Source organism: Paenibacillus sp. FSL K6-1558, from assembly GCF_038002565.1.
Classification (GTDB): Bacteria; Bacillota; Bacilli; order Paenibacillales; family Paenibacillaceae; genus Paenibacillus; species Paenibacillus polysaccharolyticus.
In genome coordinates this window covers 454,719-469,393 of record NZ_JBBOCV010000001.1, presented here as the reverse complement: position 1 = coordinate 469,393, position 14,675 = coordinate 454,719, and the positions used below count along the sequence as shown (strand labels likewise).

Sequence of the window (14,675 nt, the reverse complement as noted above, 5' to 3'; positions counted from 1 at the left end):
TTATTCATATGATAGCGCTTTCTTAAAGACACTTGAATGAAACTTCCCTCGATCTGCTTGAAAAAATAACACCTTCTCTTGATTCAACTTGAACGATCTTAAGATGTTTCTTGAACGAATAAGAAAACGATAACCGAAAAAAAGCTCTCATGGATCGCCTTTCGGGCGAGAACATGAGAGCTTTTACGAAGAAGCCAAGAAGCTACCTTATTTCAGTTCCATTATCCTAAAGCCAGTGAATAAGTAACACTTTTTATCGACGTGCTGGCAAAGTAATCATAACTTTTGCGCCCTGATCAGCTGGAACAAATTGAATGCCATATTCAGTCCCATAATATAAACGAATCCGTTTATTGACATTGTTCAGACCGATACCGCTGCCTCCAGCCGTGGACTTGGGTGATTCTCCCCTGGCTAACTTTTTATTTAACGCTTCAAGCGCATGCGTGTCCATGCCTCCCCCGGAATCGGTAACGCTCAATATTAGATGATTCTCATCTCCAGTAGCCTCAATGCGAATTTGTATAGCAAACTCCTCGCTCTGTCTGCCAGAAGCAATCGAATTTTCCAGTAAAGGCTGAAGAATAAAGCGCGGAACCTGACAATCCATCCATTGTTCGCGTACATCCATAGTGAAGGTAATGTTATTGTTAAATCGCATGTTAATGATCTTTAAATAGTTGTCCACATACGACAGTTCATCACGTAGCGTGCACATCGAATCTTTACTGGAGAATACGGGACGCAAAATATTGCCCAAAGCAACAATCGTATTCACGATGTTGTCTGCCTTGACAATGACCGCCATCCAGCGAATCATGTTCAATGTATTGTAGAGGAAATGCGGATTGATCTGGTACTGCAAAGCCTCTAGCTCCAGCTCTCTTTTCTTCTCTTGTATCTCGTTATTTTTCTCTACAAGCTCCACCATACTAAGCGACATCTCATTAAAACGGCGGATCACCGTGCCAAGTTCGTTATTGGGAACATGATCAACGGTAACGCCAAGTTCACCGCGACTCATGTCCTTCATTTTGCCGGATAATTGGTTCAGTGGTTTAATAATTTTGCGCAGCCAGAAGTAGGAAGCGATAAAGATCGCCAATACACTTATGGTAAACACCAGCATAAGCATTCGTTGAACGCCAAGAATCTGGTCCGCATACTGACTGAGCGGGATCTCTTTGAGCAGATACCAGCCCCCGTCATGGAGCTTGTAATAGACCACCTGCATGCTGCGTCCTGCCTTTTCATCATCCAGACTTCCGTAAGCACCGTTCTCAAGGTCCTCCCCTGGCTTGAAGTGACTGCGAGTTCCTACCCGATCCGCTTCACTCGCTGATACAACCATTCCGTCAGCGCTCGCGATGTACATGTCACCTTCTTCGCGGTTCAGTGCAGTCGCATAAATGGAGGATAGATAACGTTCATCGATATTAAAAATTAAAGTGGCACTTGTGTTCGGATCATAAATCGCTCGTGTGCCCCGCATCAGGCTGATTAAATAACCGTCATCTTTACCTGTGAGATACGGATTGTAGAATGATTTTTTGATTCCAGAATGAATGATCAGGTGTGGATACTGTTCAATTGTCTGATGAAAAGGCTCAGAGGTGAAAAAGCTCTGCTGCCATGCCTCCCGGTCATAGACAAGTGTCCGCTTCTGACTTCCGCCTACAGCGCCTAGATTGTCCGCCGTGATATAGATCGAATCAATGTAATTGTAGTTATCAATGAAATCGGCAATGACTCGCTGTACATCATTTTTGGATTCCAGAAATTCTTCTTCCGTTTTCTCCGAAATTTTGTACAAAAACTGCTGAATATGATCATCACGCAGAAACAGCATCGATAACCGATCTATCTCTTTAACCAATCCGCCAATGTTGTGATCCAGCTGCTGGAATTGTTGGTAGAGTAGCCGTTCATTCTGAATCTTGACCATATTTTGCATAAAAGAATAAATAAAATAAGAAGCCCCCGCCATGACGGCGAGGCTGATGATCATAATATACAGAATGAGCTGGGTTCTGAGTTGTCGGGATACAAACAGCGCTTGCAAGACTTTCTTCATCTTATTGCACCCTTTTGTCACGGAGCGTGGTTTGTCTGCGATATTCGTTTGGATTCAGGCCGGTAATTTTTTTGAACACCTTGCTGAAATAGGTATACTCGGGCGAAAAACCGACCAGAGCTGGTACATCAAAAGAACGCATCTGACTCTGCGCAAGCAGTTCTTTTGCACGCTCAATACGATATCGGTTTACGTAATCAATATAGGTAATCTGCAGTTCTTTACGAAACAGGTTACTGAGATAACCTGGACTTAGCCCCACATGGTCCGCGACCATCTGAAGGCTGATATTTTCTGTGTAATGGCGCTTAATGTACTCGATGGCACGGGTGATTTCATCACTCATTTGTAAGCGCTTGCGAATTAACTCGACAAGTGTGCTCATATAGACTAGGATTCGATCAAGCATATCAGGCAGGGTATCACAGGTTTCCAGCTCTTCCGTCATGCTGACCAGCAATGTCTTCTCATTGTTATGATCATATACATGTGTGTTAATCCATTGGATAAATTGATAGATTGTCAGCTCCAGCGTTTTACGCTCTTCACATAAACCGCCTTCGATCTCTTCTAAAAACTGGTCATATTCTTTTTGTTTCAGTGGTGGGAGCAGCTCCCTTATCGCCTTATGGTTTCTTATTTGTTCAATTCGTACAAGTACGCTCGAACGATCCGCACGTCCGGTTCCCTGATGTTGCTGGCCCGGGCCGGTAATGAATTTGCGTTGCAATGCACGCTTTGCTTCAGCATATTGTCTGGGAAGTGAATCATATCCTCCGTTCACACTACTGATTCCAAAGGATACCGTACAGTTAAAATAATGACGGATCGTGTCCTGCACATGTTCAAGCAATTGGTGAATCTCCTGAACGATCGCCTGCTCAGACAATATATCGGCAAAATGCAGCACGAGGGCGTAGTGCTGGTCGTTAATCTGAACGGCTTCCCCCCGTTTGTAACTCGTCATGATCTCTCCCAAAATGTTCAGCAACGACATCTTGACCAGATGACCGTGCTCATCATGAAAACGTTCCTTCAGCGAAAAATAACGATCCACTTCCATCACGCAGACCACGAGCCGAACAGGAGAAAGACGTAGGCCACTCTCCGTCACAAACCGGGAGAACTCTTCTGTGGAGAAGATATGATAAAACATAAAGTCCTTGAACATCTTTTCTTTTATAAGTTCTATATCCGGTGAAGTTGAACTTACTCTTCCCTGCACCTGGCTCTGCTTCTGATCCAGTTCTTCCCTGACACTCGTCAGTACTTGCTCAATCTCTTCTTCCGTCATCGTTAACTTTAATATATAGCTGGATACATCCAGTGTGAGCGCCTTGCGGGCCAGTTCAAACTCTTCCAGACAAGAGAGCACAACGATACGTGTATGTTTATCTAAGTTACGAATGTTGGTAATCAGCTCCATGCCATCCATTCTGGGCATACTGATATCGGTAATGACCACGTCGGGTTTCTCACGTTCATAATAATCCCATGCGGCAAGACCATCGGGGAAATCGGCGGTAACCTCTAACCCGAATTTGCTCCATTCAACGGAATTTTTCAGTCCGATCCGAACCAGCATTTCATCTTCGACGATCATCACCTTATACATGCATTAAACCCCCTTCAATATCAAAATCCAGTCATTCCCTCTTCCGCTTGTTGGGGCTGTAAAACGTTCAATGCCTTGATTCAGTATTGCTAAATCGGAAGAAACCTCTATGGTTTCTCCTGTTCTCGGACAGAACCATGTTGCTTTAACATGCTTGCCCTCAATATACCCCATGACTACGTCCACATACAAGCCATTGGGCAGATAAATGTAAGCGCTATATTTGTTCTGTAGACTCACTGCTCGATTCTCCCCTGCCCGATTCTGATGAATCAGATCCAGGTTAGGGCGCAGCTCCGAGCTAAGTTCTTGCTCAAGCAGCGTACGTACATGCTTCATCTGAGCTGCTCCGGGACGATGTAACGCCTCTCGCCAAGTCATTATGAAATAATCTCCTTGACGATTGGAGTCTACAAGATCATTCGTGCCCTGATACATTGACCATATGGAATGATGACCGTAGGTGTGACCGAATGCCCCTGAAAATAGCGCATAGTATGCGGCCTTTCTCACATCTGTGGCATCAAAATAACCCTGCTCTCCACGAAATCCGATAGGAATGTCTTCATAACATGGCTCGGCATCAAGTGTTGGCTTCACAGGCTTTCGTTCATAGTCCTGCCGTACACGCCAATCGTTGGTGATCTCTCGTTCGCCGTGACCCGATTGGATCATATTGAAGTCTAGCCATGGCTCATCATGGAGCTGTCTCGAGGATGAATCACATCCAGGTGGATGAAAGGTCATCAGTTGCATCGCACCACCTTCTTTTAATCCTCTCGCCATTGAAGTAACAACGTCAAAGTGACTCTTAGTCTCCAGCGGGCGATCTCCTCCAAGCACCCAAATGACTTGTGGGTGTGAGCCATATCGTTCACCTAGCCATTTTCCATACGAAAATGCATTTTCTGGCGTGAAAATTTCAGGCCCTTTCCCCCACTTTTGATTGAACTTGTCACCCCAAGTCGGCAGTAACGCAACATATAGCCCTTGACTGGCAACAAGCTCGAGTATGGCATCCACATGATGCCAGTAAGAATAGACCCCATCGCTATCCGGCCGGGTTGAATCAGGTAGACCCTGTTCATCCATATAAAAAGGCAGCCTGCCATAAGCATTTTCGGTTGTAATTCCGCTGAATTCAGCCAGTAGAACCGTCTGGATGACCGTGAAACGCTGTTCAGCTCTTGTACGCAAATAATGTTCGCTTTCTTCCCGGTTCAAACGATGCAAAAGCTCCCATGATGTATCCCCAAGCCAGAAAAAAGCAACACCCTGCGATGTTTCCAGATATCGTCCATTCGCAGACACACGAAGAGCTGTAAGATTATGATTTTTTTTGACGTTTACATGAAGGTTTGGTTGATGACTTGTTTCTGTTCCTATTTCTGTTCCAGGATTAGTATTTGGCGAACTCGCACACATCATTTTGAACCCCCCTTAGTGGTGAAGATTTTGCTCGAAGTGAATCTACAATGAAATTTTCCTTATGTTTGTTTACGATCTGTTCCCTTATGAAAAGCATAAAATGCCCTTTTGCTTTCGTAAAGACTGTTTTACCGTATAATTGTTCAACCGTGCTTGGTTTTGTTCAACCTCATCTTCATTTTTTCAACCGATTCGAAGGATATTTCAATTCTGTATTATATTGTAAACGCTATCATTTGAGGTGCCGCTAATACTTTGGGCGGTAAACTACTCTAAAGGAGAGCTGAGATGAAAAGTAAATCCGAACGTTTTGCTTCACGCTGGGGGATTCCTGTACTCATCACCGCCATGCTGGCATCGCTTATCCCCACCCCTGCCCAGGTTCACGCAGAACAAAGTCAGAATAAATCCAGTACTAGCACAAGTCACACGATTTCAATTGATACGAACAGCGTCATTCAGGATGATTTTCTTGGCGTGGGTGTGAACACCATTCCAACAGCACTCATGCCCGGACAGATGCAGTACGGGTATACCGAAGCCCATTGGGAAATTGATAAACAACGTATTCAAACCATTCAGCCCAAGGTAGCCAGAGTCTGGTTTCAGATCGACTGGATGGAGCCCTCCAAAGGAACTTATACATGGGACAGTGCAAAAATGAAAGCTTTCTACAAATACCTTGACGCGTTTAAGGCAGCGGGAACCGAAATCGAGCTGAACTTCGGCTGGAAGGTTGGGTCCTCTGTACATGATTGGTTCTCCATACCTGGCATCGATCCTTGGACAAGTGCACCTGCGGATCTGGATGCTTATGCAGTCTCTGCTTCTGCCTTGCTAGAGGAACTTATTCTGAACAGGAATTATGACAACGTCAAGTACCTTACCTTCTATAATGAGCCGAACGGCAGTTGGGACTTTGAAGCTCCGGGAGATCAGAAGGCATACTACGCAGAAATGGTCAATAAAGTTAGCGCCCGATTGACCGCGGATGGTCTTCGCAATCGGGTTGAAATTTGGGGTCCTGAGGAAACAGGCGCCCCGGCCTGGATTGAATATATGAAGCAACATGCCGATGATGCTATCGATGGATACAGTTTCCATGTGTATGGTGAATCATACGAAGGTCTTGGTAATGCTTTTACCCTGCGCAAAGGTTATGTCGGTAATAAACCGCTTCATCTGACGGAATTTGGCTGGGCGGACGATCAGGCAAGCAACTGGGATGCCGGTTATGCCAACTCGGTGATTCAAACGGCCAATATGGGTGTGAAATCAGCTTTGATGTGGCAGTTAAACGGAGTCTGGACGAACGATCCTACAGGAGGAACCAATGGAACCTATACGATGTGGGATGCGGTCGTACTCGGGCTCCCCCCCCGCAAAACCTTTTATATTGCAGGCATGCTGAACCGTTATATTCCGGAACATAGTGAAGTGCTTGCGGTTAATACAGGCGGTTCCGCCGATGTTCGTGCTGCGGCCTTCCGAGGTGCGGACGGTAATTATACGGTGCTCGTCGAATCCAAAGCAGGCTCTAGCAAAGAAATTACACTGGATTTTGGGGATACCCCAGTGAATAAAACGTTTCGCAAACTGGTTTACCAAAATGACGTAACGCCAGAAAGCAATGCGGTGCTTCCTCCAGTTACCTCAACGTTCCCTGGTGGCACATCACTTACCGATCATGCAGTTGACGGGAACTACAATGTCATCATATACACCACCCAGCCTGCGCAAACCCAAGTAAAACTGGACGAAGTGAATCCAACCGTTCGCTCGGGCGAGTCCATTACTCTTGCTGCTAATGTCATTGATCATACCGAAGGTGTGACTTGGAGCGTTGTTGGACAAAACAATGGTTCCATTAACAGTAGCGGCGTATATCAGCCACCTCAGGTAACCAACGAAAAGTTAATCGCGGTTCGTGCCACAAGTACTGCCGATCCATCTGCATTCGGCGTTGCTCTTGTGCGGGTGCTCCCCGCTTTGCAACCGGGCAAGGTTGATGTCCCAACATTCAGTCTTGATCAGCATGTGTTCCCAAGCTCTGAGGTGCTTTATCTGGAGAGCACTACAAGCGGAGCTCAGATACGCTATACAACAGACGGCAGCGAACCAACAGCCCAATCTAAACTGTATGTCCGGCCAATCATTTTGAACGAAGGTTCTCTTGCTCTCTATAAAGCGAAAGCCTTCAAGTCAGGCATGCAGCCTTCAGGTACGGTGTCTTCACTCTATCAGATTGGTCAGATCAGCAGCGCACCCGACGGATATAAGTTATGTATGATTGAAAATGGTGGAGATTGTTATTTCCAAGGGAAAGCGGTCGTTGCTTATGGTGCAGACGGATTGTTTAATTATTCGGTTCAGGAGAACGGTATAGCTTGTACAAGTGCCCTCTTGGGTGATCCGATCCCAGGTGTAAACAAACGCTGCTTCGTAAATCCAGTTATTCCGGCTGAGCTCCCGGTGGTCACATTGTTCAACGCTGGTTTTGAGAAACCCGCTACTACGTCAGCCAAACCGGGACCGATGACTAACGGTTGGGTATTTGATAGCCGTTCCGGTGTACAGCATAATAATGGCCCGTTTCAAGCACCTACAGCTCCTCAAGGAGTACAGACCGGTTATCTGAAAACGGATGGCGGTGTGTCCGGTACATTGAGCCAGTCTATTCATTTCAAGCCTGGCACATATCATATGTCGTTCAAAGCAGCGAAGAGAACCAGTTTCGGGGGTACTCAGTCCTTTGATGTTTATTTTGATGATCAAGTTATCGGCTCCTATCAGCCCGAATCGGGCAGCTTCGAAACATTCACAACTGCTGCTTTTGAGACGAACGGTGGAAAGCATACGATTAAGTTTGTAGCAACAACCACACAAGGTGACAATACAGCCTTTATTGATGATGTACGCATTACATCGCCTTGATCGGCTGCAGACATATTAGTGAAGCAATAACAGCCCCCTATCACTGACGCCCTAACCGGACGTACAAAAAAAGGACGAGGCAGAATGAATCTGCCCCGTCCCTTTGTCCAGCAACTGTTTTATTGCGTTTTCCCCATATTAACCAGATTTACATCAGACAGTGTAATCGTGGTATCGGCTTGCTCAGTACCATCGATCTTACCCATGTCAAACACAATTCGGCTGTTCGCATAACTCGCCTCGGTCGCCTGGAACGTAAACGTAAATTGTTGTTCTTCCGTCGTCAGATTCATTTGATTGCCATAGAATCCAGTCCACTTATAATTTGCAGGAATGTCTACCCATCCAATCCCAACACCCAGCTTGCGTGCTTTATCCGCTTTTGCTTTGAACGTCAGTTTATATGTGTATCCCTGCTGCATGGCAAAGCCTTCCTGGATCAATTGCCGATCCCACGCATTCTCTCCGACTTGACCAACCCGTGCTTGCAACTTCTGATTGTCCGCGCTAAGCATCAAGTCTTCCGGCTTATTGCTGGCCGCATACGGGAACCAGCCGTTCGTTCCTTGCGTAAAGTCACCATTTTTGATGAGATTGACATGTACAGGTTGCCCACCCTCGTCTGCGCCGGGGTTGACCTCGAACAGCATTACATTTTGAATGGATACCACATGTTCGGCTGCCGGCTCCAGTGAATTACCCAGGCCGAAGTTTAATAAACCCGCCTCATCCGCAGTATCTCCCATCGTAAAGGTATAGGCATATGGCTGTTTCGTTGTGGCCAGTTCAGCTGCCTGCTCCAAATACTTCACATCATCACTTCCCGTTTGTGACACAACCACTTGCATTGGTTTCGGTACTGTAGCCGAAGCATCAAAGCTTAGACGATACGTTTTCCCTGCTTCAAGCACTAGCTGTCCTTGCTGTAATATAGCATCCCACCAATTCTGGGTTGTACCAGGTACAGTTAAGCTAATGCCTTGGTCGTTACTATATGTCGCCGTAGTGACACTAGCAGGTACCATCCAATCCGATGTTGCTGTACTCAACTCGCCATTCTTTACTATACTACGAGAGATGTCCAGCCAGCGTGTGTTGTACTCGTTTCCTTCAAAATTCACGTAATACGTTGTTCCTGCTTTCAAAGATACCGACGGCAAATATACCGTTTTATATGTTTGCCAGCCGCCGGTATCTCCTAACGTAAGATTAGAACTTGCAACGGTATGGCCTTCTTCATCTTTGACTGTAAAACGTACCTTTGCATCAGCTTTTGCACTTGCCATCCGTGTGGAGAAGGCATATGCACCTTCATTCGCTGCAGTAATTTTGAATTGAAGTAGATCCTCTTCATCCATATAGCTAACATGCTCGCCGCCTTCATCGGAATTCTCAAGCTGTAATCCCTGCATCACGTAAGCATCTGCGGCAGGAATATGAGTATAATTCTGAATCGCTACCGGTTTTCCACGTTTCGTCAGCCGCACATTATCTACATAAAGCTTGCCAGTAGCCCCGCCAAATAAAAGCTTTAATGTAGATGTTGCTGTAGCATCACCTTCTCCGATCACAATTTCACCAGTGTATGTTTTCATATCAGACCCAATCTGAATCTTCTGGCCTTGATTAACTTGCACGTCATGGCCCTCCTCGGTAGATAAACCGATATCCATAACGCCTGTCGTATCTGCCTTGGCATCAAACGAGAACCCGTAGGTCGTGTTACCTTCTAACTTCATACCGGGCTGAACAACAGCTACCTGCTCAGGTTGACCATTTGTTTTCTTCACATCGACAACGAGTTGTCTCTCCATGATCGGGAATTTCAAGAAGTTATTGACGGATACCTGTGCTTCAGCATCGGACTGAATTTCAGTGTTCCAGAAGCCGAGCCGTTGTTTCCCTTGATCAAATGTACCATTGAATACGTAATTGCCATCCGGGAGTGCTTTTCGTTCCACTGGGAGTGGATCAGCCTCCCCAATCTCTGTCAGTCTCACGTTGGTTACCGAAACTTCGCCTTCGTTTAATCCCAGATTAAATTCGAAGCGTGCATTGTTGTCTGAACCATTACGCATATTGAATTCGTATTCATACGGCTGCCAATCCGTTGTGACTGAAAATGCTTTTTCTTCAGAGTAATTCGTCCAGCTTTTCTCAAACTGAGTTACTTTGGAGCGGATAATCCGGTTTGCAGAAGCTTTTGCTTCAAACTGAACTTTATATTTTTTGTCTTTCTTGATATACATCGGCATTTGAGTTAACTGAACCGAATACGTTTCCGTTCCAGCTTTGGAGATCGTTACTTTGGCTGCTTTTCCTTTCGCTTCATCCTCTACGACTTCAACCTTGCCCTCTCCGCCTGCATTCGTAATGAACTTCCAGTCGGCAGGAACACCATTTGCATCTGCACCTTTGGTGAAGCGTTCATTATAAATCTGGTTATCATCCGCTTGCGGTGAGCGCTGTTGCTCAGGCTCAATCGGACTGGAAGTCACGTCAGGCCATTGATCCATATTTTTATATGAATACACTCGCACAAAATCCACATTCATCTTCTCGGAAACAAAATCATTCTCCGGTGATCCCGGCCAGTCTCCGCCAACCGCAAGGTTGAGAATGAGATAGAACGGGCGATCAAACGGTGCAGGGAACGTGTAGCTTTCCGGCTGTCCAGCCGCCGTTGTCTGCCAGTTGTTAATCTGATGATGCAGTTTGCCATCCACATAGAACCGGATCATGCCTGGCAACCATTCTACCTGGAAATCATGATATTCATCAGCAAATGATTCACCTTGTGGCAATGTAAATTTGCCCTGATCATGTCCGTGAGAGCCGTCTGGTTTCTTTGAATCGTAATGGATCGTGCTGTAGATTTCATGATCTTTGTTTTGGCCGCCAATCAGCTCCATAATGTCAATCTCACCGGAAGCAGGCCATCCACCATAATGCGCTTCATCCGTAGGCATCATCCAGATTGCTGGCCACATGCCTTGCTGGATGGGAAGCTTCGCTCTCACAACCACTTTTCCGTACGTCCAGTCGCCCTTCTCTTTCGTAATCAGTTTGCCGGATGTATAATTTTTACTGCCCTTCTGCTCCCGCTTTGCTTCTATCTGCAACACATTGCGGTTGCCATCCTTCACAATACGTGTGTTATTCGGGCTGTAATATTGCAACTCATTGTTGTACACAAGCTCCGTATCTTGAACGGTCCATTTGGATGCATCTACGGAAGGCGCATTGAATTCATCATTCCAGACCATTTCCCACTGCTCATCCGGAATCGTTGTTGCCGGAATTGGTTTTTCACCTGAAGGAGTGCCCGGAACGGATGGTGTCGTTCCTCCTGAATTGGAAGATCCGCCCCCGCCTGAGCTAGAACTACTGCCACCGTTAGAAGTACCTGGTGTAGCAGTGTTTGGTTGCTCGGACTGTCCTGTCCCAGACGTAATGTTATCCTTATATTGCCCTGGTGCAACCGCTTTCCCATTTAGCAATACGTTGGTGGCATCTACGTCCAACAGTTTGATTTTACCTTTGCTGTCAATCATCGTATTACGGGCTTTACTATTTACTTTTAAAGTATCAATTGTACTCTCGGCAGACAATTCAACTGTAGCCTTGCGTTCGACAAATAGCTCTTCGATTTGAGTTGTCCCTGTGATTTTCACATGTACCGGACTCACGTTTTTGTCGACCACAACTCGATTCAATTTAGAGTTATGAATATCGATCGAGTGGTTTCCACCGCCTTTCACTATTACACTTCCAGTGACCGTTACTCCGTCGAGCATCACTGTACCTTCTCCAATGGCTTCTGTAAGTAACAAGTTGCCGTTAACTGTTGTATTTTTCAGCGTCACATCGGTTGAGCGAACGATCAGATTGCCATTTACATTGGATTCATAGGTGCCGGGTTTGCTAAGAATATCTGCTATCAAAGTAGACATGATCGTAGCAGCTTCTGCTCTCGTAATATTGGATTCAGGGGCTAAATTCCCATTGTATCCGTTTACAATTTTATTGTTTACGAAGTAGCTCATCGCATTTCTTGCATAGTCGGCTATATCTTTGTCGTCTTTAAACGCAGTACCGAGCGACTCACTTCCTGTGGACAACTGAAACGCACGATCTGCCATCACGACAGCATCCTGCCGGGTAATCGGAAGCTGGGGCGACAGATGTGTTGCATCAGTTCCCTGAATAATGCCAGATCCACTTGCTCGTGTGATCGCTTCATAATACCAGTCTTTTTCACTAATATCTGTGTAGGATGCCGCTCCGGGGCCTCCTGCGAATCCGAACACCCGATCGAGCATCACAACAAATTCGGCACGGCTGATACGTTCACTCGGTCTGAATGTGCCATCTGCATAACCTTTAGTGAGTGCCATATCCTGCATACGCATCACTGCATTTTCAGCCCAATGTCCCTGCAAATCTTTGTACGGTGCCCGAAGCAGGCTTGACGCCTGCTCCTGCTCCGTTACCGTTTGTTGCTTCATCTGTTCTGCCCCGATTACGGCTGGAGCTGCCAGTGAAACGATCATGCTTCCTGCTACGAGACAAGCCAACTTTTTTTTCACTCATATTCCTCCCTAGAATGTGTGGTCACTTGCAGGGCAGTACTACTCTTTTACTGCCCCAATGACGATACCTTTAACAAAAAAGCGTTGTAAGAATGGATATATGACCAAAATCGGCAACGCCCCGATGAAAATCTGTGCTGCGCGAACCGTACGCTGGGAAACATTCTCCAGCATGGATGGGTCCACGTTGATTTTACTGAGGTCTTGCTGCACGATAATGGTTTGTAGCAAGGAAGCCAGTGGGTAATTTTTGACATCAGACATATAGATCATGCCGTCGAACCAAGAGTTCCACTGACCTACCATGGTAAACAAGGACAAGGTTGCAATCGCTGGCATGGACAGCGGTATATATACGAGCGCCAGCGTTTTAATGTGACCTGCTCCATCCAGATAAGCCGCTTCCTCCAGCTCTTTAGGCAGACCGCGGAAGAAGTTCATCATCAGAATAACATTCCACACGGACAGTGCACCTGGAAGTACAAGCGCCCAGATCGTATCCATCAGACCGAGCTTTTGGATCAGAATATAACTCGGGATCAAACCTCCACTGAACAAAATCGTAAATACAAAGAACCAGGTGTAGATCGAGCGGCCTTTGAAATTGAGATCTTCCTTCGACAGCGGGAATGCGGTAAGTAACATAATCACCATACCGATCAGGGTAGCAATGACTGTTCGTTTAACCGAAACTAGCAAGGAATTAATGAAATTGGAATTACCGAACGTTTTGACATATGCATCTGTCGTAAAACCAATCGGCCAGAAGCCGACCAGATTGGCTGAGGCGGGTGCCATGCTACTGAACGAAACGGCCAAAATATGAATGATAGGCAGAATGCAAAGCAGTGATAATACGCCGAGAAAAATATAGTTCGCAACGCTGAATATTCGGTAGCCTTTTGTTTTGTAATACAAGCCCTTTTCTCCTCTCTACTAGAACACGCGGTAATTCGCCAATTTGTAAGCCATGCGATATGAGATGACGATCAGAATGGTTGCCACGACCGATTTGAACAGCCCTACAGCCGTTGCGAAGCTCATTTTGCCGTTTAAGATACCAAGACGGTATACGAAGGTATCGATGATATCACCTTTGTCATAAACGAGCGGATTGTAGAGGTTAAATACCTGATCGAATCCTGCATTCAAAATGTTTCCGATGGAGAGTGTCATGAGTACGATTGTAATTGGCATCAGGGCCGGAATGGTAATGTGCAGTGTTTGTTTGAACCGGTTTGCACCGTCCACTTCCGCAGCTTCGTACAGTGCCGGGTTAATGCCGGACAGAGAAGCCAAAAATACAATCGTGCCAAAGCCAAACTCTTTCCAAACATCACTAACAATCAGTGTTATCCGAAACCATGTTCCATCCCCCAGGAAAAAGATCGGATCTCCTCCCAGTGCAACCACCAGTTTGTTGACCATACCGCCCTGCGGCGAAAGGATATCAAGCAATATTCCGCCCAGGATAACCCATGATAGAAAGTGCGGCAGGTACACCAGTGTTTGACTGACCCTTTTAAAGGCATTTAAACGAACTTCGTTCAACAAAATCGCGAACAGGAATGGAGCAATTAAACCTGCGATGATTTTGAAAAATGCAATGACCAATGTATTCCAGATGACCTGGCCTACGTCCGGGTATAAAAATAAATACTTGAAATTATCCCAACCTACCCATTTGGATTCGGTAAATCCGAGGTATGGTTTAAAATCCTGGAAAGCAATCACAATCCCGCCCATTGGTATGTACTGAAATACAATTGCCAGCAAAACCGCTGGTACGAGCATCAAATGCAAGGACCAATTCCGTTGCATGTTCCAGCGCTGTCTTGCCTTGATGGCACGCCCTTTGCGAGGCGTTTCTAACGTATGTTCCTTCACCCCTACATCCCCCATGTTCTAAAATTTGTATTTTACAAGTGGATATGAACTTGTATATTAAAATTATAGCAACGGTTATTAGCAATCTATATCCTAATATTGCAACAACGATAACAATATTTTAATGAGTTGAGGAGGCCACGCA

General features: G+C 45.9%; 7 protein-coding genes. 1 reads left to right on the top strand and 6 read right to left on the bottom strand.

Annotation, left to right across the window (positions count from 1 at the left end; translation table 11 throughout):
- Positions 1–253: 253 nt before the first annotated feature.
- The 3 genes from MHI38_RS01865 to MHI38_RS01855 are packed head-to-tail and all read right to left on the bottom strand — an operon-like array spanning position 254 to position 5,117.
- Positions 254–2,074, bottom strand: a complete 1,821-nt coding sequence (locus tag MHI38_RS01865; RefSeq protein WP_341180874.1) for a cache domain-containing sensor histidine kinase — start codon at positions 2,072–2,074, stop codon at positions 254–256.
- Position 2,075: 1 nt separating this feature from the next.
- The gene (locus tag MHI38_RS01860) at positions 2,076–3,689 is read right to left on the bottom strand and encodes a response regulator (protein WP_341180873.1); all 1,614 of its coding nucleotides are present in this window, start codon (positions 3,687–3,689) and stop codon (positions 2,076–2,078) included.
- Between the two features lie 3 nt (positions 3,690–3,692).
- Positions 3,693–5,117: a glycoside hydrolase family 140 protein gene (locus MHI38_RS01855; RefSeq protein ID WP_341180872.1), complete on the bottom strand. Its 1,425-nt coding sequence runs from the start codon at positions 5,115–5,117 to the stop codon at positions 3,693–3,695.
- 288 nt (positions 5,118–5,405) lie between these two features.
- Between MHI38_RS01855 and MHI38_RS01850 the strand changes: the two genes are divergently transcribed.
- Positions 5,406–8,051 carry a chitobiase/beta-hexosaminidase C-terminal domain-containing protein gene (locus MHI38_RS01850; protein ID WP_341180871.1) on the top strand — a complete coding sequence of 882 codons (2,646 nt, stop codon included), beginning with the start codon at positions 5,406–5,408 and terminating at the stop codon, positions 8,049–8,051.
- Between the two features lie 119 nt (positions 8,052–8,170).
- On the opposite strand, the gene MHI38_RS01845 is transcribed toward MHI38_RS01850, so the two are convergent.
- Genes MHI38_RS01845 through MHI38_RS01835 form a run of 3 tightly spaced genes read right to left on the bottom strand, consistent with a single transcriptional unit; the run spans position 8,171 to position 14,530 of the window.
- Positions 8,171–12,640: a carbohydrate binding domain-containing protein gene (locus tag MHI38_RS01845; protein WP_341180870.1), complete on the bottom strand. Its 4,470-nt coding sequence runs from the start codon at positions 12,638–12,640 to the stop codon at positions 8,171–8,173.
- 42 nt (positions 12,641–12,682) lie between these two features.
- A complete protein-coding gene (locus MHI38_RS01840) occupies positions 12,683–13,561 on the bottom strand; it encodes a carbohydrate ABC transporter permease (RefSeq protein WP_154889067.1) in 879 nt (292 codons plus the stop codon).
- An 18-nt stretch (positions 13,562–13,579) separates the two neighbouring features.
- Positions 13,580–14,530 carry an ABC transporter permease gene (locus tag MHI38_RS01835; protein WP_373323151.1) on the bottom strand — a complete coding sequence of 317 codons (951 nt, stop codon included), beginning with the start codon at positions 14,528–14,530 and terminating at the stop codon, positions 13,580–13,582.
- Positions 14,531–14,675: the final 145 nt, after the last annotated feature.